The sequence below is a fragment of the Streptomyces sp. NBC_01089 genome (assembly GCF_045162975.1).
In the GTDB taxonomy this organism is placed as follows: domain Bacteria; phylum Actinomycetota; class Actinomycetes; order Streptomycetales; family Streptomycetaceae; genus Streptomyces.
Genome location: NZ_CP108660.1, coordinates 7434967 through 7457419 on the forward strand (window position 1 = coordinate 7434967; position 22453 = coordinate 7457419).

The 22453-nt window shown below is 70.4% G+C and carries 26 protein-coding genes, 1 pseudogene and 1 other annotated feature; of the genes and pseudogenes, 14 read left to right on the forward strand and 13 right to left on the reverse strand.

The features are described from left to right. Nucleotides 1-81: 81 nt before the first annotated feature. Together OG510_RS33425 and OG510_RS33430 are read left to right on the forward strand one after the other, a co-directional pair. Nucleotides 82-912, forward strand: a pseudogene (locus tag OG510_RS33425) (IS5 family transposase). Nucleotides 913-920: 8 nt separating this feature from the next. Beyond that, on the forward strand, nt 921-1328 hold the full coding sequence (locus OG510_RS33430; protein ID WP_406141731.1) for a hypothetical protein: 408 nt from the start codon (nt 921-923) through the stop codon (nt 1326-1328). Nucleotides 1329-1405: 77 nt separating this feature from the next. On the opposite strand, the gene OG510_RS33435 is transcribed toward OG510_RS33430, so the two are convergent. Further along, nucleotides 1406-2401 carry a 4,5-dihydroxyphthalate decarboxylase gene (locus OG510_RS33435; protein WP_406141732.1) on the reverse strand — a complete coding sequence of 332 codons (996 nt, stop codon included), beginning with the start codon at nt 2399-2401 and terminating at the stop codon, nt 1406-1408. A 164-nt stretch (nt 2402-2565) separates the two neighbouring features. Here OG510_RS33435 and OG510_RS33440 point away from each other — a divergent pair, with 164 nt between their 5' ends. Further along, the gene (locus tag OG510_RS33440; RefSeq protein ID WP_406141734.1) at nt 2566-3237 is read left to right on the forward strand and encodes a TetR/AcrR family transcriptional regulator; all 672 of its coding nucleotides are present in this window, start codon (nt 2566-2568) and stop codon (nt 3235-3237) included. 91 nt (nt 3238-3328) lie between these two features. On the opposite strand, the gene OG510_RS33445 is transcribed toward OG510_RS33440, so the two are convergent. Next, nucleotides 3329-3985 (reverse strand): IS3 family transposase, encoded by a 657-nt coding sequence (locus OG510_RS33445; RefSeq protein WP_406141735.1) that lies wholly within the window; start codon nt 3983-3985, stop codon nt 3329-3331. Nucleotides 3986-4048: 63 nt separating this feature from the next. On the opposite strand from OG510_RS33445, the gene OG510_RS33450 reads away from it, so the two are divergent. Next, a protein-coding gene (locus tag OG510_RS33450) for an IS3 family transposase (RefSeq protein ID WP_406141737.1) occupies nt 4049-5286 on the forward strand; the annotation gives its coding sequence in 2 pieces (ribosomal slippage) (nt 4049-4328 and nt 4328-5286; 1239 coding nt in all). Then, nucleotides 4327-4455: a sequence feature (AL1L pseudoknot), on the forward strand. (Overlaps the previous gene by 129 nt.) A gap of 702 nt (nt 5287-5988) precedes the next feature. On the opposite strand, the gene OG510_RS33455 is transcribed toward OG510_RS33450, so the two are convergent. Together OG510_RS33455 and OG510_RS33460 are read right to left on the reverse strand one after the other, a co-directional pair. Further along, nucleotides 5989-6657: a nucleotidyl transferase AbiEii/AbiGii toxin family protein gene (locus OG510_RS33455; protein WP_406142690.1), complete on the reverse strand. Its 669-nt coding sequence runs from the start codon at nt 6655-6657 to the stop codon at nt 5989-5991. 5 nt (nt 6658-6662) lie between these two features. Continuing rightward, nucleotides 6663-7055: a hypothetical protein gene (locus OG510_RS33460; RefSeq protein WP_406141739.1), complete on the reverse strand. Its 393-nt coding sequence runs from the start codon at nt 7053-7055 to the stop codon at nt 6663-6665. 290 nt (nt 7056-7345) lie between these two features. On the opposite strand from OG510_RS33460, the gene OG510_RS33465 reads away from it, so the two are divergent. Both OG510_RS33465 and OG510_RS33470 read left to right on the forward strand, forming a co-directional pair. After that, on the forward strand, nt 7346-7516 hold the full coding sequence (locus OG510_RS33465) for a hypothetical protein (protein ID WP_406141741.1): 171 nt from the start codon (nt 7346-7348) through the stop codon (nt 7514-7516). A 246-nt stretch (nt 7517-7762) separates the two neighbouring features. Continuing rightward, nucleotides 7763-8332 (forward strand): carbamoyltransferase N-terminal domain-containing protein, encoded by a 570-nt coding sequence (locus OG510_RS33470; protein WP_406141743.1) that lies wholly within the window; start codon nt 7763-7765, stop codon nt 8330-8332. Between the two features lie 311 nt (nt 8333-8643). Here the strand turns inward: OG510_RS33470 and OG510_RS33475 are convergent, their stop codons facing one another. Both OG510_RS33475 and OG510_RS33480 read right to left on the reverse strand, forming a co-directional pair. Then, nucleotides 8644-9519, reverse strand: a complete 876-nt coding sequence (locus OG510_RS33475) for an undecaprenyl-diphosphate phosphatase (RefSeq protein WP_406141744.1) — start codon at nt 9517-9519, stop codon at nt 8644-8646. Nucleotides 9520-9690: 171 nt separating this feature from the next. Next, entirely contained in the window at nt 9691-10395 is a 705-nt protein-coding gene (locus OG510_RS33480; RefSeq protein WP_406141745.1) for a TVP38/TMEM64 family protein, read from the reverse strand. A gap of 388 nt (nt 10396-10783) precedes the next feature. Between OG510_RS33480 and tuf the strand changes: the two genes are divergently transcribed. Together tuf and OG510_RS33490 are read left to right on the forward strand one after the other, a co-directional pair. Further along, nucleotides 10784-11980: an elongation factor Tu gene (tuf, locus tag OG510_RS33485; protein ID WP_406141746.1), complete on the forward strand. Its 1197-nt coding sequence runs from the start codon at nt 10784-10786 to the stop codon at nt 11978-11980. Nucleotides 11981-12060: 80 nt separating this feature from the next. After that, entirely contained in the window at nt 12061-12906 is an 846-nt protein-coding gene (locus tag OG510_RS33490; RefSeq protein ID WP_406141747.1) for a spermidine synthase, read from the forward strand. Here OG510_RS33490 and OG510_RS33495 read toward each other — a convergent pair. Together OG510_RS33495 and OG510_RS33500 are read right to left on the reverse strand one after the other, a co-directional pair. Then, on the reverse strand, nt 12868-14241 hold the full coding sequence (locus OG510_RS33495; RefSeq protein WP_406141748.1) for an MFS transporter: 1374 nt from the start codon (nt 14239-14241) through the stop codon (nt 12868-12870). The genes OG510_RS33490 and OG510_RS33495 overlap by 39 nt on opposite strands. A 55-nt stretch (nt 14242-14296) precedes the next feature. Continuing rightward, nucleotides 14297-15340: a hypothetical protein gene (locus OG510_RS33500; RefSeq protein ID WP_406141750.1), complete on the reverse strand. Its 1044-nt coding sequence runs from the start codon at nt 15338-15340 to the stop codon at nt 14297-14299. Nucleotides 15341-15450: 110 nt separating this feature from the next. Here OG510_RS33500 and OG510_RS33505 point away from each other — a divergent pair, with 110 nt between their 5' ends. Both OG510_RS33505 and OG510_RS33510 read left to right on the forward strand, forming a co-directional pair. Next, a complete protein-coding gene (locus tag OG510_RS33505) occupies nt 15451-15888 on the forward strand; it encodes a DUF4442 domain-containing protein (protein WP_406142691.1) in 438 nt (145 codons plus the stop codon). 159 nt (nt 15889-16047) lie between these two features. Beyond that, complete coding sequence (locus OG510_RS33510) at nt 16048-16701, forward strand: DedA family protein (protein ID WP_406141751.1); 654 nt, start codon at nt 16048-16050, stop codon at nt 16699-16701. Between the two features lie 18 nt (nt 16702-16719). Here OG510_RS33510 and OG510_RS33515 read toward each other — a convergent pair whose 3' ends face one another. The 3 genes from OG510_RS33515 to OG510_RS33525 form a co-directional block, all read right to left on the reverse strand. Then, entirely contained in the window at nt 16720-17070 is a 351-nt protein-coding gene (locus OG510_RS33515; protein ID WP_406141753.1) for a DUF190 domain-containing protein, read from the reverse strand. Further along, complete coding sequence (locus tag OG510_RS33520; RefSeq protein ID WP_406141754.1) at nt 17067-17564, reverse strand: fluoride efflux transporter FluC; 498 nt, start codon at nt 17562-17564, stop codon at nt 17067-17069. The genes OG510_RS33515 and OG510_RS33520 overlap by 4 nt, the downstream gene beginning before the upstream one ends. A 92-nt stretch (nt 17565-17656) precedes the next feature. Next, entirely contained in the window at nt 17657-18181 is a 525-nt protein-coding gene (locus OG510_RS33525) for a gamma carbonic anhydrase family protein (protein ID WP_406141755.1), read from the reverse strand. Between the two features lie 193 nt (nt 18182-18374). Between OG510_RS33525 and OG510_RS33530 the strand changes: the two genes are divergently transcribed. Next, the gene (locus OG510_RS33530; RefSeq protein WP_406141757.1) at nt 18375-19097 is read left to right on the forward strand and encodes an acyltransferase; all 723 of its coding nucleotides are present in this window, start codon (nt 18375-18377) and stop codon (nt 19095-19097) included. Between the two features lie 41 nt (nt 19098-19138). Here OG510_RS33530 and OG510_RS33535 read toward each other — a convergent pair whose 3' ends face one another. After that, entirely contained in the window at nt 19139-20005 is an 867-nt protein-coding gene (locus OG510_RS33535; protein ID WP_406141759.1) for an EamA family transporter, read from the reverse strand. Nucleotides 20006-20097: 92 nt separating this feature from the next. Here OG510_RS33535 and OG510_RS33540 point away from each other — a divergent pair, with 92 nt between their 5' ends. Then, nucleotides 20098-20715: a helix-turn-helix domain-containing protein gene (locus OG510_RS33540; RefSeq protein ID WP_406141761.1), complete on the forward strand. Its 618-nt coding sequence runs from the start codon at nt 20098-20100 to the stop codon at nt 20713-20715. A 10-nt stretch (nt 20716-20725) separates the two neighbouring features. Next, nucleotides 20726-21283, forward strand: a complete 558-nt coding sequence (locus tag OG510_RS33545) for a YbaK/EbsC family protein (RefSeq protein ID WP_406141762.1) — start codon at nt 20726-20728, stop codon at nt 21281-21283. Nucleotides 21284-21322: 39 nt separating this feature from the next. Here the strand turns inward: OG510_RS33545 and OG510_RS33550 are convergent, their stop codons facing one another. Further along, a complete protein-coding gene (locus OG510_RS33550) occupies nt 21323-21730 on the reverse strand; it encodes a CoA-binding protein (RefSeq protein ID WP_406141764.1) in 408 nt (135 codons plus the stop codon). Nucleotides 21731-21788: 58 nt separating this feature from the next. Between OG510_RS33550 and OG510_RS33555 the strand changes: the two genes are divergently transcribed. Further along, nucleotides 21789-22415, forward strand: a complete 627-nt coding sequence (locus tag OG510_RS33555) for a YigZ family protein (RefSeq protein ID WP_406141766.1) — start codon at nt 21789-21791, stop codon at nt 22413-22415. The last annotated feature ends 38 nt before the right edge of the window (nt 22416-22453 follow it).

Here is a 22453-nt window from a genome sequence, read left to right on the forward strand (position 1 = left end):
ACCCTGGTTTGTCATCACGCGTTTCGGTGACGCCGACGGGAATCGGCTGCGTTTCAGAGGCGGTGGTGTTGGGCTGGTGCGGTGAGCGAACGCCGCGGCTACTACACCGACACCACTGACGCGCAGTGGGCGCTGATCGAGCCCGTGATCACCGCGTGGAAGGCGGCACACCCCTCGGTCAGCGGCCATCAGGGGCGCTAGGAGATACGCCGGGTCGTCGACGCCCTGTTCTACCAGAATCGCTCCGGCTGCCAGTGGACCCTGCTGCCCGCAGACTTCCCGCCGGCCTCGGCGGTCAAGTACTACTTCTACCGGTGGCGCGACAACGGCTTGGACCAGGTCATCCACGAGCTTCTGCGCTGCGGGGTGCGGGAGGCGGCCGGCCGGGCGGAGGACCCGAGTCTGGTGGTCCTCGACTCGCAGAGCGTGCACGCGGCGGTGAACGTCCTGGCGTCCACGACCGGCAAGGACGCGGGCAAGAAGGTACCCGGCCGCAAGCGCGGGATCGCGGTCGACGCCATAGGACTGATCATCTCGGTGGTGGTGCTCGCCGCGAGCGCGCACGACAACCAGATCGGAACCACGCTGCTGACCAAGGTCGCCGCGCGGGCCACGACGGTCACCAAGGCGCTGGTGGACCAGGGGTTCAAGGCCACCGTGGTCGAACACGGCACCCGGCTCGGCATCGACGTGGAGATCGTGCAGAGGAACCCGCCGCAGGTCGGTTTCGTGCCGCAGTCCATCCGGTGGAGGGTCGAGCAGACCCTGGGCACGCTGATGCTGCACCGCCGTCTGGTGCGCGACTACGAGTCCAGCCCGCTGTCCTCCGAATCGCGCGTGTACTGGGCGATGAGCGCCAACATGGTCTGCCGGCTGACCGGCACCCGGACCCCGACCTGGCGCGGAGCATAGGAAGGTGGGTGGATGCCGGATCGACGCTGGAGAAGATCACTGAACGCGAGCAGGCTATGGCGGCCGAAGCCGACCGCACGCGCACCGAGATGGAGCAACTCGCCAGTTGCCTGGGCGACTTGCAGGGCCAACTGGCCGATCTCACCACCGCCCGCAAGGTCGTCCTCGCTCTGGAGCTGGGCCGAGGCGGGACCACACGGAGCCCGAGCCTGCCTGACAACCCCGCCTGCCAGCACATCCTCGCCGCGCTAGGCGACGCCGGGACTCCCCGGCGCGTCCGCGACCTGTGTCGGGCCCTGGACCTCGGCATCGAGCCCAAGCACATCGAGGGCATGCGCTTCAAACTCAAGCGCCTGGTCGGTCACGGACTGGTCACCGAGACGGTGCCGGGCCTGTTCGCCCTGCACCACCAGTGACCGGACTCCGCGCCGCTGATCAGCAAGCCTGACCCCGACTCAAAGACGAGTCTGGCAGAGACTCACAGCCCGCCCCCTCAGGAGTCCAGCAGCCCTGGGACGAAGATGTCCTGGCTGGTCAGCAGATACTTCGAGAGCCCCTGCTCGTGGTGGTAGCGCAGGAAGGTGTCGACTGCCTTGCGGTTCGCCGCCAGGCCGTAGGGCCACCAGTCCTCTCCGAGCAGGTCGCGGTTCTCGGCGAAGAGTTCACTGAACCAGGGGGTCATGACCGCCATGTGCTGCTTCGCGGCGCCCAGGCGGTACTTCTGCGCCGTGACATCCTTGGCCTGCGCGAAGGCCCGATAGACCGCCTGGACCAGGCCGGGGCGCTGGGCGAGTTCCTTGCGGATCGCGACCACGTGCATCATCGGGAAGATGCCGGTACGCCGGTAGTACGCGCGCTCCACCGTCTCGTAGTCGGGGAACAGGCGCGTGATCTTCGGGGATCCGTCGAGGAACGCCCGGGGGACGTCAACCGACAGGAGTGCGTCGATTTCGCCGGCTTCGAGCATGGACCCCAGGGTCTGGCCGTCGGCCACGTGGCGGATGTCCACGCCTGCAGGCACGGGCTGGGGGATCCAGTCGAAGGACGGGATCGGGTGGTCGGTACCGCCGATGACCCAGCGGCACTGGTCCGGGCTGACGCCGTAGTCCTCGGCAAGGATGCCCTTCATCCACACGCCCGGGTCGTGGCCGAACAGGGCGAACTCTCCGATGGTGCACCCGGCCAGGTCCTGCGGCTTCTCGATGCCGGAGGCGGTGTTGACGAAGAGCGCCGAGTGCCGGAAGTTCCGGTTGGGGAAGATCGGCAGCGCCAGGAACGGCGCGTCGTCCAGGTCGAACGTGCGAAGGAAGTACGTCAGCCCCAGTTCCGCGACGTCGAAGTTGCCCTGCACCATGCGCCGGAAGGTGTCCGATATCAGAGGTGCAGTCTCGAAGGTCGCGTCCACCCCCTCGATGGCCACGGTCCCGTCGATCAGTGCCGCGGTGTGCTCGTACAGGTAGGTGCCGACGGTCAGGTCGAGGCTGGGCATGCTTCCACTCCTTCGGTGCCTCGGTGGAAGCGATGTGAGCACACGTGGCCCCGCACGACTTCCGCGAATGGTCATTCACTATTAAGCTAGCCATGAGCGGGCGGCAGGTCAACGCGAATAGCCGTTCATTTTGTTGGCCTTGACGCTGTAGGGAGAGTGGAGCGATGCCACGGATCACCGAGGCTCGACGTGAGGCGAAGCGTGCCGAGATCGTGGCCGCCGCGCGCCGCTGCTTCTCGCGCGACGGCTTCCACCAGACCTCGATGCCGGACATCGCCCAGGAGGCAGGGGTCTCCGTCGGGGCCTCCTACCGCTACTTCGCCGGCAAGGAGGAAATCATTCTGGAAATCGCCGGCGATGCCTTCCGCTTGATCTTCGCACCAGTAGAACGACTGGTCGACGGCACCGAGGACCCCACTGTCGCCGACCTCGTCGCTGCCTCGATCGCCCCCGCCGCCAGCAAGGTGACCATCGACGCAGCCGGACAGCCTGTGCCCGTCGACGAACTCTTGCGCTGCGCCGTCCAGGCTTGGGGGGAACTGCTGCGGCACGACGGGCTGCGCCAACGCGCCGCCGACGGCTTCGAGCAGGTCCGCCGACGCATGGCCGACGTGCTCCGCCACGGCCAGGCCGCCGGCACGGTCCCAGCCGATCTTGACCCCGATCGGGGCACCCGAGTCGTGATGGCCCTCCTGCACGGCTTCGTCCTGCAACGCGTCGCGTTCGGGCTCGACGACACCGACGGATTCACCCGCGACGTGCGGGCAGTCCTGACTGACGCAGGCGTCCTCCATCCCTCGCCCTGCACCACGAGTCAGACCACTCCGAACCGCTGATCAGCCGACCTGACCCCGCCTCAAAGACGAAACGGACAGAGACTCACAACCCGGCCTCTGAGGTTTCCCCGTGATCTTGGACACTCGATCTCTATGCTGCGAGGTCGTGTTGGTGCCGTTGCCGGGTCTCGGCTGGGGTGAGGTAGCCGAAGACCTTGTGCTTGCGCAGGCGACGACGGTTATAGAACGTCTCGATGAAGTCGAAGACCTCGGCCCGGGCCGTGGCCCGGTCGGGCCAGACGCGGGTGCCGATCTCTTCTTTGAGTAGAGCCCAGAAACTCTCCGCAGCAGCGATATCGAAGCAAGAACCGGCCCGGCCGCAGCTCTGCCGGAGGCTCAACTCAACTATTTTGCGCCGGAATTGACTGCTGGTGTCTTCGCTGCCGCGGTCCGAATGCGCTATGCATCCGGACCGGAGCCTTCCACGGCCTGCGGCCATCTCCAGTGCGTCCACGACCAGGTCCCCGCGGTGGTGGTCGGCCATCGAGTAGCCGACGACCTCGCGGGTGGCCAGGTCCAGCCAGCAGGCGAGGTAGAGCCAGCCCTTGGTGGTGGGCAGGGCGGTGATGTCGCCGACCAGCTTGGTGCCGGGCGCCTCGGCGTGGAAGTCACGGCCGGTCAGGTCCGGCGCCGGCCTCGCCTTCTTGTCAGGCCGCGTCAGGGAGCGTCGTTTGCGGCGGGTGACGCCTCGGATACCGCGCTCATGCATGAGACGGGCGACCCGCTTGCGGTTCACCGCCCGGCCCAAGCACCGCAGTGTGAACCGCCCCGGGTTTGATGGAGATCATCAAGATCCGGAAGGATGCCGATCATGGCTGCTCCCCGTAAGTACCCCGACGAACTACGCGACGGCGCGACGCGTCTTGCCATCGAGGCCCGCAAGGATCCGGCTGGCAGGGCCGGTGCGATCAAGCGCATCGCCGACCAGCTCGATGTGCACCCCGAGGCCCTGCGGGGGTGGGTGAAGCGGGCCGAGATCGACTCGGGCACCGTGCCCGGTACGACCGGTGTGGAGGCGGCTCGGATCGCGGAGCTGGAGCGGGAGGTGAAGGAACTGCGGCGGGCGAACGCGATATTGAAGTCCGCGTCGGCTTTCTTCGCCGCGGAGCTGGACCGTCCACTGCGATGAAGGTCGCCTACATCGACCAGCACAAGGAGACGTTCGGCGTCCAGCCGATCTGCGACGTCCTCGCCGAGACGGACGCGCCGATCGCGCCGAGCACCTACTACGCCGCCCACTCCCGTCCGCCGTCGGCCCGCAGCCTGCGAGATGCCGAACTCACCCAGGAGATACGCCAGATCCACACCGTCAACTACGGCGTCTACGGCGCCCGCAAGGTCCACGCCGCCCTGGTCCGCAAGGGGCACGAGGTGGCACGCTGCACCGTCGAACGCCTCATGCGAGCGGCGGGACTGCGCGGGGTGATCCGCGCCAAGAGCCCGCGCACCACCCGGCCCGCCCCGGAGACCGATCGCCCGGCCGACCTGGTCGAACGGCAGTTCACCGCAACCGCCCCCAACCAGCTCTGGGTTGCCGACATCACCTACATCCGCACGTTCTCCGGCTGGGTCTACGCGGCCTTCGTCATCGACGTGTTCTCCCGGATGGTCGTCGGCTGGCAGGTCGCCACCAGCCTCTACACCGACCTCGCCCTGGACGCCCTGGAGATGGCCATCTGGCGCCGCCGGCACACCGGATCCGACCTCACCGGCCTCACACATTACTCGGACCGCGGAGTCCAATACCGTGCCATTCGCTACACCGAACGCCTCGCCGACGAGGCGGCCGTGGCCTCGGTCGGCTCCAAGGGCGACAGCTACGACAATGCCCTCGCCGAAGCGTTCAACAGCCTGTTCAAGGCCGAGCTGATCCGCAACAAGGGCCCCTGGGCATCCATCAACGACGTCGAGATCGCCGTCGCCGAGTACATCGACTGGTTCAACCAGCGCCGCCTGCACGGCGAGCTCGGCCACATCACCCCCGCCGAACACGAAGCCGCCCACTACGCGGCCGAACCCCCTGCGGCACTCCAGAAAACCAGCTACTGAGGTTTTCGTGTTGTCGTCGGGTAGTGACGGTTCGTGATCCCTGCGGTATGCCGGTGGTATGCGTTATCCGGAGGGTGGGGGCCTGACTGCTGAGCGTCGGGCGTTTCGTGAGGGGATCCGATCGACGGCTGCCTCACCGCCACGGGCCTGGCTATCAACCCACCGACCCCACCCTGAAAACCTCAGTAACTCACTCTCCACAAAACCCGGGGCTTGACATCTTTTCGATGACGCATCACGTGGAGTGGTGGCGATCTTGGAGTCGGCCGCAAAGGGCTCCTGGCCTGCGATTTTGCCCCTGCATATTATGTGCGGTATGTGCGGTATCTTGACGCTGAAATGACGCTCGTTCTGATGGCGTGTCGGGTGCGCCGGCGGGCTGGCTGGTCAGGCCATTGGAAGAGCAGTGTTGGTGAGCGAGGAGCTCTTCTTTTCGCCGCCTCAGCGGCGGTCGTCCGCGCTGATAGAACGTCGTCAGGCTGCGGGCTCGAGGGAAGTCATTTCCTCAGAGCGTGGACGCCCGAAGTGCTTGCCGAGCTCTACCTTCGAGGCGTGGCCTGGCTGCCCGGAGGAGTCGGACGTTGGCCGTATTGCCCGTGAGAGGCCGGTTTGCCCAGTTCCGTGGGGATATTTCCACGGCACCGTACTTGCCCCTCGCTCGGCTTCCCCGGGCTTCCGTTTCCGGTGGTCGGCCAGATGTGATCAGTCGATGTCCGGATCATCCGACTCTTCGAGGAGTCGGGCCGCGAGGTCTTCGGTCCACTCCACGGCCCAGGCGCGAAGAGCGGTGATGGTGGCCTGGTCCAGGCCGTAGGCGGCGAAGGCTTCGTCGTCGGTCCACTCGGATCCGGCGAGGTTTGCCTGCAGGTCTTCGCGCTCGAAGCGGCCGCGGGCGTGGCGACGGCCGAATTCCTCGAGATCGGCGGTGTTCCAACGGCGGGAGGCTGCGAACACGTCGATCAGGTCACGGGGTGCTCCGCGGTCGGCGAGGGCGCGGACCTTGGTCCCGATCACGTCCTCCTCCGCGAGGACGGGCCCGTACGGGCTCTGGGCGACCGGCCACCAGAAGATCTCCTTGAGGATGTCGACCTCGCAGTCCTGCCCGGTGGCCGGGTCGGTCACGGTGAAGCGGGCGGACAGCGGGGCGGTCTCCAGCGCGTGCACCTTCCAGCCGCGGGCTTCCAGGCCGGCGCGGAGCGTGGCCGCGATGTCGGCCATGGGCGCCGGGTTCTCGGTGGCGACATCGAGGTCCTGGCTGGGGCGGTTCACGAGGCGGTGCGCCCGCACGGCATACCCGCCAGTGAGGACCAGGGGATACGGGGAGCCGAGGGCGATCACATCCGCCAGGAGCCGCGCGTGCAGCTCCGGCATGTCCGTCACGCGGCTGCCTGGGTGCGGGAGGCGAGCTGAGCGAAGGCGTCCTCCCACACAGTGCGCACGGTGCGGCCGACGAGAGTGCGCAGCACCGGCCACAGCTGGAGGAGCAGGTCCTGGTTGAGGTAGCGGGGCAGGTCGTCGTGCAGGCCCTCATGCAAGACAGTGCGGTACAGGCCCATGCGCTGGCGCGGCTTGCCCAGGTCGTACGAGGTCATCCCGGACCAGGCCATGTGCAGCGGCAGCTCGACGACCCCCTGGGTCGGGCCGTGCAACTCGTTCAGCGACTCCGGCAGACGGCACCGGAACTTCTCCCGGTACAGCGCGAGGTCCTCGGCGTCCGTGCTCGAGAGGTTCGTCGACGCGGGTGCGGGGTGGCGCGGGCTGGAGGGCATGCCTCCCATTATGGCGGCAGCTTCCCGCTCGCCGAGCAGCTGGACGCGGCCGATCACCGGCCGACATCCATCGGCAGGAAAGTCGGAACAGTCCGCCGCCGCGGCAAACTCGTTGGCGCGGGCGTCTCTGGACATGCGGACGAGGGCAATGCGGTAAGGGCTGAGTTGGCTCCGCGATTACCGCTGCGCGGGACGGCAACCAAGGCCCAGATCCGCGCCTTGGTTGCCGGGAAGGAGGCCGGCTGCACCGACGTACTCACCGTGGCCGGGCTCCCTGTTCCGGCCACGGCATGGGACTCGCCGAGGTCATGGTCGCGCTCGGCATCGCCTCCCAGACCAGCGGTGTGTGGTCCATGCCCGTCACGCTCCCGACCTCCGAAGACGAACTGCCACTTGCTCGCACGCGGAACTCCGGTCTGGCCCGCCTGCGGGCAGCACAGGGCCGCCCGCTCGAAGGCTGACGAGCGCCCCAGTTGCTGGGTTGTATGCAGCAGGCGTACAGGCGCATGTGCGCCCTCGTGCATCGCGGGCCTCCGCTTCTGCAGTGGAGAACCCAGGCCTTGAGGAGGCTGCTGTGGCAAGGATCGTGGAGGGGAAACACCGGTCGCCGATCGGGGACGACGGGCACCAGCCGAAACGGCCCGTACCGCCGCCCCCTCCCCTCCCTTTGCTTCCACCCCTCCGCCTGCCTGGTCATCGACGGGAAGGTGGTCGCCTTCGCCGAGGAGGAGCGCTTCTCCCGCCGCAAGCACCACAAGGACTCCCGCTCCTGCGCGGTGGCCGCGGCCTACTGCCTGTCCGAGGCCGGCATCACCCTGGCCGACGTTGACGAGATCGCCATCGCCTTCAACCCGGCCTGGCCTACGCCGAGCAACATCTGCACGGACGCCGAGCTGATCGCCGAACTCCTCGCCCCCGCCCTGTTCGGCCACCACCGGCACCGGCAGGTCACCGTGGTCGAGCACCACCTCGCGCACGCCGCCTCCGCCTTCCACCCCAGCGGCTTCGACGAGGCCGCCGTCCTGGTGGTCGACGGCTCCGGCGACGGCGTCTCCGCCACCCTCGCCCACGGCACCGCCGACGGATTGAAGGTCCTGCGCCAGTTCCCGTTCAGCCAGTCGCTGGGCTGGTTCTACGAGACCGTCGCCGAACACCTCGGACTCGGCAACTGGACCAGCTCCGGCAAGCTCATGGGCCTGCCCGGCTACGGCAACCCCGACCGCTACACCCTCGACTTCCTCACCGCCCGCGCTGGCGGCTCGTCGAGAAGGAGCTGAGCGACGTCATCGTGACGGCCGCAGTGGCACTTGCCACCATCAGCCCGGATCCGGAGAAGGCGCTCGCCGGCCGTGTCCAGGGCCTGCTGGCGTGCCTCAGCCTCGACTGACCCGGGCCGGCCGCCAAGCAGGAGGGCCCGCACAGCTGCTGCTGTGCGGGCCCTCCTTTCTGCTCCCGACTTTGCAGGTGCGCACTTCTGGCTGATCGTCTCCCGGTCTCCTGGGTGGGAGACGAGTGGGAGATGATCATGGCGTGGTGCTGCAATCAGGCGCTAGGAAATGCTAGATAGCGCCACCTGTGCGGCCCTGGTTCAGCCGCCGGATTCGCCCGCGTGCGGGCTCAGCACACCCATGCTGACCAGCACAAACAGCAGGATGCCCAGCAGGATCCGGTAGACCACGAACGGCATGAAGCTCCTCGACGAGATGAACTTCATGAACCACGCGATGACCATGTATCCCACGCCGAACGCCACGACCGTGGCGAGCAGCGTCGGGCCCCAGGCCGTCCCGCCGCTGCCCGCCGCGTCCTTCAACTCGAAGGCGCCGGAGGCGAGAACCGCGGGGATCGCGAGCAGGAACGAGTACCGGGCGGCCGCTTCACGTGTGTAGCCCATCAGCAGGCCGCCGCTGATCGTGGCGCCCGACCGGGAGACCCCGGGGACCAGGGCGAGCGCCTGGCACAGTCCGTACACCAGGCCGTCCCTGACGGTCAGTTCCTGCAGCGACCTGCGCTGCTTGCCCACCCTGTGCCGGCCGCCGCTCTCGTCGCGTGCGGCCAGCCGGTCGGCGGTGCCCAGGACGAGGCCCATCCCGATCAGCGTGCACGCGATGACCCGCAAGTCGCGGAAGGATGTGTCGATCTGGTCCTTGAGCAGGATCCCCAGGACGCCGATCGGTATCGTCCCGACGATGACGAGCCAGCCCATCCGGGCGTCGTGGTCGCCGCGCAGCGTGCGGTCGGTGAGCGAGCGGAACCACGCCGAGACGATCCTGGCGATGTCCTTGCGGAAGTAGATGATGACCGCGGCCTCCGTGCCGATCTGCGTGATCGCCGTGAAGGCCGCGCCCGCGTCGGGCCAGCCCGCGAAGGCCGAGGTGAGGCGCAGATGGGCGCTGGAGGACACCGGAAGGAACTCCGTCAGCCCCTGCACGAATCCGAGCACGAACGATTCGAACCAAGACATGGGTGGCGGCCGTCCAAAGGATCAAGGGGCTGGTGCGCAAGGAACGTAACCGCCGGAGGTGTACGGCCGGTGACCCGTGCGCGTACGGTCGGCCAACTGCCCCTGCCGCCCTGGACGCTCTGTGTGCTCGGAACGTGCCCCTGCCGCCCGGACGTGTCGGTCACCGACGGTTCAGTGACCGCGCAGCCGGTGCCGCTTGCGCCAGCCCAGCCAGGCCGCGCCCGCCCCCGACACCACGATGAAGCCCATCGAGATCAGGAAGGCGGGCGAGGTGGGCGATGACGCCTGGCTGCCCGCCACCACGTACGCCGCCGTGTTCGGGACCGACCCCAGCCCGGTCGCCAGCAGGAACGGCAGCCACCCCATACGGGACACCGCCGCGCAGTAGTTGGCCGCGGCGAACGGCACCCCGGGGAAGAGCCGCAGCGCGAGCATCGAACGGAAGCCGTGCCTGCTCAACTGGGTGTCCGCCGCCTTCAGCCAGCGCCCGCGCAGCATCGGCCGCAGCGCGCTCTGCCCGAGCAGCCGGCCGAGGCCGAAAGCGGCACCGGCCCCCAGCACGGTCCCGGCGATCGCCGCGGCGAGGCCGGCCTGGCTGCCGAAGAGGGCGCCCGCCGCGAGGTTGAGCAGCGGGCGGGGCACGAAGGCGGCGGTGCACGCGCCGTACGCGGCGGAGAACAGCACCACGGCCGAGACACCGCTGAGCTGCGGGGGCCAGCCCGCGGCGAGCAGCCGTTGCGGCTGGAAGAGCAGCATCAGGGTCGCCGCGGCCACCAGGAGCACCACGAGAAGGGAGAGCCTTGACCAGGGCGAGGCGAGTGCCCTGACGCAGCGCGCGGTCAGGCCGGCGGAGGGTCGCGCAGCGGGCTCCAGCATCCCGGGAGACTAACCGACACCGGTGTGTGATCGCCGTAATGGCTCCGGCCGCCCGGCGCCCGCCGGGCCCCGTGCGGGCGCCCGCGGATCTCCGCGGGGCGGAAAACCGGTCGACGTACCCACGGCGGTGGGGGCAGGATCAGCGGCATGTCCCGGTACGCCTTCCTCGCCGCATCGTCCGCAGTCGCGGACGCGCCGAAGGCTGCCGGTATCCCCGCTCCCACGGCAACGGCCCCGCACAGCACGGCCGTTGCCGCAGCGCTCTTCGGCGGCGCACGAAGCTGACCCTTCCCGGACAGTCCGGCGGACCCCGCAGGGGGAGGGTCGGCCGGATCCGGGGGTCCCGCCACACTTCGGTGTTTCCCGAATTTCGCGAGGAAGAAAAGCCATGCCCAAGACGGCATACGTGCGCACCAAGCCCCACCTCAACATCGGCACCATGGGCCACGTCGACCACGGCAAGACCACCCTGACCGCCGCCATCACCAAGGTGCTCAGCGACAGCGCCGGCAGCGGTACCTCCTTCGTCCCCTTCGACCGGATCGACCGGGCCCCGGAGGAGGCCAGGCGCGGCATCACCATCAACATCACGCACGTGGAGTACGAGACCGACACCCGCCACTACGCCCATGTCGACATGCCCGGACACGCGGACTACATCAAGAACATGGTCACCGGCGCCGCCCAGCTCGACGGGGCGATCCTCGTCGTCTCCGCGCTCGACGGGGTCATGCCGCAGACCGCCGAGCACGTCCTGCTGGCCCGTCAGGTCGGCGTCGACCACATCGTCGTCGCGCTCAACAAGGCGGACGCCGGGGACGACGAGCTGACCGACCTGGTCGAGCTCGAGGTCCGCGAGCTGCTCTCCGCCCACGGGTACGGAGGTGACGCCACCCCGGTCGTCCGGGTGTCGGGGCTGAAGGCGCTGGAGGGCGACCCGCGGTGGACGGCCTCCGTCCAGGCGCTGCTCGACGCGGTGGACACCTATGTGCCGATGCCCGTGCGCTACACCGACGCGCCGTTCCTGCTCCCGGTGGAGAACGTCCTCACCATCACCGGGCGCGGCACGGTCGTCACGGGCGCCGTCGAGCGCGGCCGGATCCGCGTCGGCGACCGGGTGCAGCTGCTGGGCGCGGGAACGGGCCCGGGCGGCACGGTCGTCACCGGTCTCGAGACCTTCGGCAAGCCGATGGGGGAGGCCAGGGCCGGGGACAACGTGGCGCTGCTGCTGCGCGGGGTGCCACGGGACGCGGTACGGCGCGGCGACGTGGTGGCGGCGCCGGACAGCGTCGCCCCGCGACGCCGTTTCACCGCGCGGGTGTACGTCCTGTCGGCGGCCGAGGGCGGGCGTACCACCCCGGTCTCCACCGGGTACCGGCCCCAGTTCTACATCCGTACCGCGGATGTGGTCGGAGACGTCGACCTCGGCGGTCTCGCGGTGGCCCGCCCCGGCGAGACGGTCCCCATGACCGTCGCGCTCGGCCGTGACGTACCGCTGGAGCCGGGCCTCGGCTTCGCCGTCCGCGAGGGCGGCCGCACGGTCGGGGCCGGGACCGTCACCGAGGTCATCGCCGACGGGTCGTAACCGGCCGGCCCCGGCGCCCGCCTCCCGTCGCCCACGGGAGGCGGGCGCCGGTCACCGCGTACGGACGGCACAATGGGACGGTGAACGACGCGATACCGGTGATCAGGGACGTGGACCAGGGCACCGCGCGGCTGCTGCCCGATGTCGACCGGGAGCGGGCCTGGCTGCTCACGGTCGACGGTGCCCCGCAGTCGTACGTGGACCTGGACGAGCCCGGGCACCTGGAGTTCGAGTACGCCCGCAGGCTCGGCCACGTCGTGGACTGCGCGGCCGCCCCCGGTGAACCGCTCGATGCCGTGCACCTCGGCGGGGGAGCCCTCACGCTGCCGCGCTATGTGGCGGCGCTGCGGCCCGGATCGCGGCAGGACGTGGTGGAGGCGGACCTGGGGCTGCTCGCCCTGGTCTCGGACGAACTGCCGCTGCCGGACGGCTCGGGGATCTCCGTGCACGCCATGGACGCGCGGGCCTGGATCGAGGGCAGGCCGGCGGCGTCGGCCGACGTACTGATCGCCGATGTCTTCGGCGGTTCCCGGGTGCCCGCCCACCTCACATCGGTCGAGTACGCGCGGTCGGCCGCCCGGGTCCTGCGGAGCGGCGGGGTGTACGCCGCGAACCTCGCCGACGGTGCGCCGTTCGCCTTCCTGCGGACCCAGATCGCCGCGTTCTCCCAGGTGTTCGCCGATGTCGCGCTCATCGCCGAACCGGCGGTGCTGCGCGGCCGGCGCTTCGGCAACGCGGTCCTCGTCGCCTCGCACACCGGGCTCGACACCGCCGCGCTGAGCCGGCGTACGGCGTCGGACGCCTTCCCCGCGCGGGTCGAGCACGGTGCGTCGCTGGCCCGCCTCACCGGTGGCGCCCGGCCGGTCACGGACGCCGAAGCGGTCGCCTCACCCGAGCCGCCCGACGGAGCTTTCAGCATCGGGTGACGGCGCGGCTCCGGGGACGCGCTCCGGGGCGAGGACACCGGCCGCCGTGTCCACCGCGGCCGTACCGGAGGCCGCGAGATCGTCGGCCGTCCGCTCCGCCGCCGGCCGGCGCCGCAGATTCCGTACGTCGGGAACGCACAGCACCGCGGCCGTCAGCAGGGCCACCAGACCCGCGCACCCCCACAGCGAGGCGGTCCTGCCGAACGCCTGCTCCGCAGGGCCCGCGAGCGCCGTGGCCAGCGGGAGCATCGCCAGTGAGCCCAGCCAGTCGTAGGCGGAGACCCGGGAGAACTTGTCCTCCGGGATCTCCTGGTGCAGCGCCGTCATCCAGGACACACCGAACGTCTCGACCAGCACACCGCTGAAGAACATCACGCACACCAGCGCGGCGAACGGGACCGGCACGGCGAGCGCGGCCGACGGCAGCGCGAGCGGGAAGACGCACAGCGTCCCGGTCAGCAGGAGCCGCCGCGGCTTCCAGCGCGTCATGATCAGCGCGCCGATGACCGTGCCGGCGCCGAACGCGGCGAGCGACAGCCCCCAGGGGCCGGCGCCGCCCAGCGAGTCCCGCGCGACGAGCGGCCCGTACACCGCCTCCGCGGCGCCGATCACGGCATTGACCACGGCGAACTGCAGAATGATGCTCCACAGCCAGGGCCGCCCGGTGACCTCGCGCCAGCCTTCCCGCAGATCGGCGAGCATCCCGCCGCCCGGCGCACGCGGCGCGATATGGCTGACGTCGAGGAAGGCCCGGAGCGAACCGGCGACCGCGAAGGCCGCCGCGTCGACGGCGAGCACCCAGCCGGGACCGATGGCGGCGATCAGCGCACCGCCCAGCGCGGCCCCGCCGATCCCCGCGCCCTGCATGGCCATCCGGTAGAACGCGAACGCCCTGCCCGCCTCCTCGCCCTGGACGGTGGAGAGCAGCATGCCTTCGGACGCGGGGGAGAAGAACGCCTGGCCGGTGCCGCACAGCGCGGTGAGCACCATCATCTGCCAGAGCGGCGGGTGACCGGTCAGCACCAGGACGGCGAAAGCGGCCTGGGAGACGCAGTTGAGTGTGTTGGCCGCGACCATCACCCGGTGACGCGGAAGCCGGTCGGCCAGCGCACCGCCGATCAGCAGGAAGAGTACGAGGGGCAGCGTGCGGGCCGCGGCGAGCAGTCCCACGTCGCTGCTGTCGCCGCCGCTGTCCAGCACCGCGAACGCCGAAGCGATCAGGGCGCCGTTGCTGCCCAGGCTCGTGACCACGGCGGCAGCTGTGAGCAGGGTGTAGTTGCGTCCGGCCCATGCGGGGCGGCGGGTGCGCGCGGGGGCGGCGGCAGGAGACGTCACTCTGGGACTATCGCTGCCGCCGCCCCCGGATGCCAAACGCGTCAGGAGCCGGGCCTCAGCCGGCGCTGTCTCCGGTGGGTGTGCCCGCCAGCCGTACCGTGCTGAGGATCTTGTCGATCGTCGACTGGGGGAGCGCCCCGGGGACGCCCGTGCTGTTGTACAGCGAGAACGCCACGAAGTCGTCCGCGGAGTTCTTGAACCCGAAGGTGATGGCCTCGCCGTCGGTGCTGCACTTGGACTTCTTCGGCACACCGGTCGCCCAGGCGCGGGCGAGACTGCCCTTGACCCCGGACTTGGTGGTGTACGGCTTCGCCTTGGAGGTCTTCACCAGCTTCTTGTTCGGCTGGGTGTAGGCGCCGTAGACCCACCAGGGCACCTGCTTCTCGGCGACATCAGCGGTGTCCTTGGCGCCGTCCGCGCCCTTGGTTCCCGCCCCGCCGAGCGCGGTGTCCTCGGTGTAGCCGTCCTTGTCGGAGTCGTCCGTGCACCACTTCGACTTGAAGAACGCGGGTGCCGAGTGGCCGATCAGCGTCTTGCCCTTGTCGTCCTCGAAGCCGCTGAACGTGCCCGCCGAGGCCACCTCCCACTCCGGAGGCACATCGAAGGCCGTGCCCCACTTCGGGTTCACGACCACCTTCCAGCCGGCGACGACCGGCTTCACCGCCTCGCCCCCGGCGCGCGGGTTGGCCGCAGGCGGCGAGGTCTTCTGCTTCGACGGCGCGGACGGCGACGGTGACTTGTCGTCGGCCTGGACAGTGCCGCCCTTGTCGCCGTCGCCCTTGAACACCACCACGCCGGTGATCACCGCGGCGGCGACGACCGCCGTCGCGGAGATGATCGCGATGACCGTGGTCCTCTTCCTGGCCTCGGGTGACCGGGGCGCGCCTGGTGGCGTTCCCACCGCGTACTGCGGAGCTGTCGGCTGCTGGTACGGGTTGGGCTGCTGGTAACCCTGCGGGGCTCCCTGCTGCGGAGGTCCTGGCTGAGGTTGTCCCTGCTGATAAGGGTTCGGCTGCTGGTACCCCGGCTGCTGATAGGGATTCGGATTCTGGTCCTGCGGGTTCTGCTCGCCCCCGGGCGGCTGCTGTCCTGGCCACATGGCGAGTAACCATAGAGGTGACAGGGCCACGTCGCTACGGCCGCCCCTGTCCCGGGATGGCCAAGTGGACCTACTCACGGGTAACGTCCCGTTCCATGACCGCAGATCAGATGTCAGCGGGCGAGCTGCTCGCCGCCACCGTGCCCATGGCCAGGACCCTCAACCTGGACTTCGTCGAGACGACACCGGAGCGGGCCGTCGTCCGGCTGCCCGACCAGGCCGACTTCCACAACCACGTCGGCGGACCCCACGCGGGCGCGATGTTCACGCTCGCCGAGTCGGCGAGCGGTGCCATCGTCATCGCCGCCTTCGGCGACCAGATGACGCGTGCGGTACCGCTCGCGGTCCGTGCCGAGATCGACTACAAGAAGCTCGCGATGGGTGATGTCACCGCGACGGCCACGCTGGGCCGCCCGGTCGCCCACGTGGTGGCGGAACTGGACGCGGGGGAGCGCCCCGAGTTCCCCGTCCACATCGCCATCCGGCGTGCGGACGAGGCGGTCACCGGCGAGATGACGGTGGTCTGGACGCTGCGCCCGAACTCCTGACGGCCGCCGCGGCCCCCGCCCCGCCCGGCGACCGCCCCGCCCCTGACTCCGGGCCGCTGTCCGGCTCCGTCTCCGGGGCGAGCAGGTAGGCTTCCCGCAGGCGGCGCGGGGGGCGCGCCCCCCGGCAGACACGGGTACTTCGAAGGGCAGGGGCCGGCGTTGCACATCCAGGCGTGGCTGGAGACGATTCCGGCGGTAAGCATTTATCTCCTGGTCGCGGTGGTCATCGGGGTGGAGAGCCTCGGGATTCCGCTGCCGGGGGAGATCGTTCTGGTCAGCGCCGCCCTGCTGGCCTCCCAGCAGGGCCACATCGACCCGCTCGTGCTGGGCATCTGCGCCTCGGCCGGCGCGGTGGTCGGGGACTCGATCGGGTACGCCATCGGCCGCAAGGGCGGACGCCCGCTGATCGCCTGGCTCGGCCGCAAATTCCCCGGACACTTCAGCGGGGCGAACATCGCCATGGCGGAGCGGTCGTTCGAGAAGTGGGGCATGTGGGCGGTCTTCTTCGGCCGGTTCATCGCCCTGCTCCGGATCTTCGCCGGGCCGCTCGCGGGCGTACTGCACATGCCGTACTGGAAGTTCCTCATCGCCAACATGCTCGGCGGCATCCTGTGGGCGGGCGGCACGACAGCCGCCGTCTACTACGTGGGCGTCGTCGCGGAGTCCTGGTTCAAGAACTTCTCGTACGCGGGCCTCGCCGTCGCCGCCGTGCTCGGTGTGGCCTCGATGCTCATCATCAAGAACCGGGCCAAGAAGGCACACGCGAAGGCCGAGGCGGCCGCCGAGACGCCGGACTCCGTACCGGCCGAATGAACGCCGGACGGACGCGGCTCAGCTGTCCTCCTGCCGGGCCTGGTAGTGGATGACCTCGCAGGCGTCGATGGTCACCATGCCATCGGTGATCAGCTCGTCGAGCTGCGGCAGGAACGCCCGGATCCGGTCGGGCGTGTCCACGATCACCACGGCCACCGGCAGATCCTCGCTCAGCGACAGCAGCCGCTGCGTGTGGATCATCGACGAGGAGCCGAAGCCCTCGATACCGCGGAAGACGCTCGCGCCCGACAGCCCGGCGCCGTGGGCCCGGTGCACGATCTCCGAGTACACCGGCTTGTGATGCCAGAGATCGGACTCCCCGACGAAGATGGTCGCCCGCAGCGCCGCGGTACCGCTCGGCCCGGTCATGTCTGCCTCCACGCGACTGCGCGGCGGGTCACCCACACCGCGCTCCACACCGCCGCGAGAGCCGCGAGCAGCGTCAGTCCGAGATACGCCAGGCCGGTACGGGCGTGGCCGCCGTGCACCAGCCGCTGAATGTCCACCGCGTAGGTGGAGAACGTGGTGAACCCGCCCAGCACCCCGGTGCCGAAGAACGGGCGTACCAGCCGGTGCGCCGCCCATACATCGGTGATCACCACCATGAACACACCGATCACCGCGCACCCCACGACGTTCACCAGCAGGGTCGTCCAGGGGAAGCCGCCGTCGGCGGTGGGCCAGAGGAGTGCGGCGCCGTACCGGGCCGACGCTCCGGTGACGCCACCCAGGGACACCGCCGCCAGTACCGGCCACGGGCCGAGCAGCGGACCGTGCCGCCGGGCACGCCGTGCGGCGGGCACCGGCGGCCTGCCGCCCGGGCCACGCCCGGCGGGCTGATCCACTGTGCGGTCCGCACCCATGGACATCCGTCTCCTGGTCGCAGGACACCCGCGCGGGGCGCGCCTCCAGGCTAGACACGGGCCGCCAGGACCCGCCATCCGAAGCGGCGCGGTCAGCCGACCTCGCGGTGGCCCTTCACCAGCTCCAGGTACATCGCCGCGTTGACCTTGATGCCCTCGCGCTCCTCGGCGGACAGCTCGCGCTTGACCTTCGCCGGTACCCCCGCGACCAGCGAACCCGGCGGCACCCGCATCCCCTGCGGGACCAGCGCCTGGGCGGCGATCAGCGAACCGGCGCCGAGGTGCGCGCCGTTGAGGACCGTGGCTCCCATCCCGACGAGTACGTCGTCCTCGACCGTGCAGCCGTGCAGTACGGCGTTGTGCCCCACGGACACCCGCTCGCCGACCGTGACCGGGAACCCGGGGTCGACATGCACCGTGCAGTTGTCCTGGATGTTGCTGTCGGCCCCGATCACGATCGGGCCGCAGTCGGCCCGCAGCACCGTGTGGTACCAGACGCTGGAACCGGCGGCCAGCGTCACATCGCCGACGACGACCGACGTCGGCGCCGTGAAGGCCCCCGGGTCGACCGACGGCTCCCGGCCGCCCACACCACTGATCAAGGACTGCTCCGCCACTGCTGTCTCCTTCTGCTTCCCGCGTCTTTCCGCGGCGTCGTTTCCCGGGCTCCCGGCGCTGCCCGCGTGAGCGGGGCCCGGGAGCTGCTCCGGGTGCCGCGCGCCGCGCCCTCCGGCACCGTAGGCGACGCTGGGTCGAAGATCACAGCCCGCCCCTCTGATCACCGTCGGTACCGCTGAGTACGGTATGGGGGTGGTCCGGAACAGAAACACGTTCTCATCGCTGACATCCCGCGCGCTGCACGCCGGATGGCAGTGGGTGCAGCGGGCCGGCGCCGTGACCGCGGAGCGCCCGGGGAAGCTGCGCTTCCGCCGGATAGGCACCGGAACACGGCTCGCCTTTCCGCAGGGCGCCGTCTTCGGCGAGCCCTGGATCGAGCTGGGCGACCACTGCATCATCGGTGAACAGGTCACGCTCACCGCCGGGATGATGCCCGATCTGGATCTGGGCCCCGAGCCGATCCTCACCCTGGGCGACGGTGTCGTGCTCGGGCGCGGCAGCCATGTCATCGCCGACACCAAGGTCACCGTCGGATCGGACACCTACTGCGGTCCGTACGTCTACATCACGTCCACGAACCACAGTTACGACGACCCGCACGAGCCGGTCGGCAAGCAGTGGCCGCGGACGGAGCCCGTGGTGATCGGCCCCGGCTGCTGGCTCGGCACCGGCGCGGTCATCCTGCCGGGGGCCAGGCTCGGCCGCAATGTGGTGGTCGCGGCAGGCGCGGTCGTACGCGGTGAGGTGCCCGACCACGCGGTGGTCGCCGGAGCACCCGCGCGCATCGTACGGAGCTGGGACCAGGAGCACGGGTGGCAGCCCCCGCTGCGCACGCCCGCCCCCGTCCCCATTCCCGAGGGCGTCACACCGGAACAGCTGATCGCCCTCGGCGGTCTTGAGCCCGACGCCTCCTGACCACTGCTCTCCGGCCGCCCGGCCCGGCCACGCTCTGACCGTCAGCCGGTCGCGAGCAGCACCGTCCCCACCAGCGCGAGCCCCGCGCCCGCGGCCTGCACCGCGCGCAGCCGCTCCTTGAGGAACCCGCGCGCGGCGAGCGCCGTGACCACCGGGTAGAGGGACGCCAGGACGGCCGCTACCGTGACCGGCCCGGAGTGGGCGGCGACCGAGTAGGTGCCGTTGGCGGCCACATCGGCGAGGCCCACGAAGGCCAGCGCGGGCAACAGGCGCAGGACCAGCCGCGCCCCGCCGCCGTCGGGCAGCGCCCGTGCCCCGCGCCGCACCGATACGTACAGCGCCGTCCCGCCGACGGCCACATTGGAGACCCGCTGCACGAACAGGGCGAGGAAGAGGCCGGTGACGGTGGTGGACGCCTCGGAGATCAGCGACATCACCGTCCCGAAGCCCACGGCCGCGATCAGGGTCAGCAGCACCGCCTGCCGCTGTACCGGCGCTCCCCGCAGCTCGGGCCCGCCCGCGAGCACCACGCCCGCGACGGCCACCGCGATCCCGGCGAACTGCGGCAGACCGGGCCGTTCACCGAGCGCGAGCCCGACGCCGACCGGGACGACGACGCCGAGTGAGCCGAGCGGTGACACCACGCCCATCGGCCCGAGCGCGAGGGCCTTGTAGAAGCTGAGCATCGCCACCGGCCCCACCACCCCGGCCGCCACGGCGAACCAGAGCCGCGGGCCGGCCTCGCTCCAGCCGCCGGTGGCCACCACGACCGAGCCGAGCACCACCACGGCCACCGCCTGCGAGACGACGACCACCGTCAGGGCGGGTATCCGCCGGGTGAGCAGCCCGCCGCCGAAGTCGGCCAGCCCCCAGAGCAGGCTGGTGGCCAGGGCGAAGAGGGCAGTCATCGGGGCCTCGCAGTACAGTGCGGTGGATCAGTGGGTGCACTGCACCGTAGTGCAGGATACTGAACTCTGTCATCCAGAATATTGGACGGAATGTGTCGGACTTCGACCAGCTCACCCAGTCCCTCGCCCGGAACCTCAAGCGCCGACGGGGTGAGCGGGGTTTCACCCTTGACGCACTGGCCGCCCGCGCCGGTGTCAGCCGGGGCATGATCATCCAGATCGAGCAGGCCCGGACGAACCCCAGCGTCGGCACCACGGTGAAACTCGCGGACGCCCTCGGGGTCAGCATCACCACGCTCCTCGACTACGAGCAGGGCCCGCAGGTCAGAATCGTCCCGCCCGACCAGGCGGTCCGTATGTGGGGGACGGACGCGGGCAGCCGTACGGTGCTGCTCGTCGGCAACGAGACGCGCGGCCCGCTGGAGATGTGGTCCTGGCGGCTGATGCCCGGTGACGGCAGTACATCGGACGCGCACCCGCCGGGGACGGTGGAGCTGCTCCATGTCACCGCGGGCCGGCTCACCCTGGTCGCCGACGGGGTGGCGCACTCCGTACCGGCCGGGACCTCGGCCACCTTCGAGGCGAATGTGCCGCACGTCTACCGCAACGAGGGGACGGAGACCGTCGAGATGATGATGGCGGTCTCCGTGCCGCCGGTCGGTCCGCAGCGGCCGCAGGGCTATCGCCAGGAGCCGGCCGACGACTGTTAGCGTGAGCCGTATGCGCGCTCCCATCGGTACGTTCGACGATGTCCGCCATGCCCGGGACTGCCTGGACCTGCTCACCGCACCGGTCGCCGACGCGGTGCGGGACTGGCAGGGGGAGGACGTACCCGTCCAGGACCTGATCTACGTGGACAGCGACCCGGAGATCGCCGACACCGCCGCCTTCGTGGCGCACTACGGCCCGGAGCTGCTCGACATCTCGGCGAACTGCGTCGTCGTCGCGGGCAAGCGCGGCGGAGAGACCTCACTCGCCGCCTGTCTGGTGCTCTCTCGCACCCGCCTCGATGTGAACGGCGCCGTCCGCAGACAACTCGGCGCGCGCAAGGCGTCGTTCGCGCCCATGGACACCGCCACCGGCGAGACCGGTATGGAGTACGGCGGGATCACCCCGGTCGGGCTGCCCGCCGGCTGGCCGCTGCTCGTGGACTCCGCCGTGGTGGACCTGGAGTGGGTCCTGGTCGGCAGCGGCAGCCGCCGGGGCAAGCTGATCGTTCCGGGGAAGGTGTTCGCGGGGCTGCCGGACGCGGTCGTCATCGACGGGCTGGGGGGCTGAGGCGCGGCCGGGACCGCTCGCGGCCCCGGCGGGCACCCGTCAGCCCAGAGCCGGGATCTCTATGGCGGGGCAGCGGTCCATGACCATGTCGCGGCCGGCCGCCCGCACCCGCTCGTAGGCCGCCTCGTCGACCACTCCGAGCTGGAACCAGACGGCCCCGGCGCCGATGGCAACCGCCTCGTCGGCGACCGCGCCCGCCAGCTCGCTGTTGACGAAGACATCCACGACGTCCACCGGGAACGGGATGTCGGCGAGCGACGCGTACCCCTGCTCGCCGTGGACCGTCTCGGCCTTGGGGTGGACCGGCACGATGCGCTTGCCGTAGCGCTGGAGCACCCCGGCCACGCCGAACGCCGCCCGTCCCCTGTTGGTCGACAGGCCCACCACCGCCCAGGTGTCGCCGGTCGCGGTGAGGATCTTGCGGATGGTGTCCGTGTCTGCGTACATGCCGGGTCAACGGTGTACCCGCCGGGACCATTCCCGGCAGGCCGCATAGGCTGGCCCGATGCAGGAGCAGTACCGGACAGTCGCCCGCGAGGGTGTGCACGAGACCGAGGTCAACAGGTCCCGTTTCCTCTGCGCGCTGGCGCCCGCCGCGACCGAGGAGGAGGCGCAGACCTTCCTCGCACGCGTCCGCGGGGAGCACCCGGGGGCCTCCCACCACTGCTACGCCTACGTCATCGGTGCCGACGCATCCGTACAGAAGGCCAGTGACGACGGGGAGCCCGGCGGGACGGCCGGTGTGCCGATGCTCCAGATGCTGCTGCGGCGCGAGGTGCGGTACGCCGTCGCCGTCGTCACCCGCTACTACGGCGGCGTGAAGCTGGGGGCCGGCGGGCTGATCCGGGCCTACGGCGGAGCCGTCGGGGAGGCCCTGGACGAGCTGGGCACCATCGTCAGACAGCGCTACCGGCTGGCCACGGTCACCGTCGACCACCAGCGCGCGGGCAAGCTGGAGAACGACCTGCGGGCCACCGGCACTGTGGTGCGCGAGGTCCGGTACGCGGAGGCGGTCACGATCGGGATCGCGCTGCCGGACGCGGACGTCGAGCGCTTCCTGGCCTGGCTCGCCGACAGTACGGCGGGGGCCGCGTCACTGGAACTCGGCGCCGAGGCGTACGGCGACATCTGAGACCGGGCGCCACCCGCGCGGAGGTGACCAAGTCACCG

What these genes read in the sequence shown, in the direction of transcription:
- OG510_RS33455 (WP_406142690.1), bottom strand. Translation starts at nt 6,657, where the DNA reads ATGCCGGAGCTGCACGCGCGGCTCCTGGCGGATGTGATCGCCCTCGGC.
- OG510_RS33515 (WP_406141753.1), bottom strand. Translation starts at nt 17,070, where the DNA reads ATGACCGGGCCGAGCGGTACCGCGGCGCTGCGGGCGACCATCTTCGTC.
- OG510_RS33435 (WP_406141732.1), bottom strand. Translation starts at nt 2,401, where the DNA reads ATGCCCAGCCTCGACCTGACCGTCGGCACCTACCTGTACGAGCACACC.
- OG510_RS33550 (WP_406141764.1), bottom strand. Translation starts at nt 21,730, where the DNA reads ATGTACGCAGACACGGACACCATCCGCAAGATCCTCACCGCGACCGGC.
- OG510_RS33480 (WP_406141745.1), bottom strand. Translation starts at nt 10,395, where the DNA reads ATGCTGGAGCCCGCTGCGCGACCCTCCGCCGGCCTGACCGCGCGCTGC.
- tuf (WP_406141746.1), top strand. Translation starts at nt 10,784, where the DNA reads ATGCCCAAGACGGCATACGTGCGCACCAAGCCCCACCTCAACATCGGC.
- OG510_RS33505 (WP_406142691.1), top strand. Translation starts at nt 15,451, where the DNA reads ATGTCAGCGGGCGAGCTGCTCGCCGCCACCGTGCCCATGGCCAGGACC.
- OG510_RS33460 (WP_406141739.1), bottom strand. Translation starts at nt 7,055, where the DNA reads ATGCCCTCCAGCCCGCGCCACCCCGCACCCGCGTCGACGAACCTCTCG.
- OG510_RS33440 (WP_406141734.1), top strand. Translation starts at nt 2,566, where the DNA reads ATGCCACGGATCACCGAGGCTCGACGTGAGGCGAAGCGTGCCGAGATC.
- OG510_RS33520 (WP_406141754.1), bottom strand. Translation starts at nt 17,564, where the DNA reads ATGGGTGCGGACCGCACAGTGGATCAGCCCGCCGGGCGTGGCCCGGGC.
- OG510_RS33500 (WP_406141750.1), bottom strand. Translation starts at nt 15,340, where the DNA reads ATGTGGCCAGGACAGCAGCCGCCCGGGGGCGAGCAGAACCCGCAGGAC.
- OG510_RS33535 (WP_406141759.1), bottom strand. Translation starts at nt 20,005, where the DNA reads ATGACTGCCCTCTTCGCCCTGGCCACCAGCCTGCTCTGGGGGCTGGCC.
- OG510_RS33555 (WP_406141766.1), top strand. Translation starts at nt 21,789, where the DNA reads ATGCAGGAGCAGTACCGGACAGTCGCCCGCGAGGGTGTGCACGAGACC.
- OG510_RS33475 (WP_406141744.1), bottom strand. Translation starts at nt 9,519, where the DNA reads ATGTCTTGGTTCGAATCGTTCGTGCTCGGATTCGTGCAGGGGCTGACG.
- OG510_RS33545 (WP_406141762.1), top strand. Translation starts at nt 20,726, where the DNA reads ATGCGCGCTCCCATCGGTACGTTCGACGATGTCCGCCATGCCCGGGAC.
- OG510_RS33465 (WP_406141741.1), top strand. Translation starts at nt 7,346, where the DNA reads ATGGGACTCGCCGAGGTCATGGTCGCGCTCGGCATCGCCTCCCAGACC.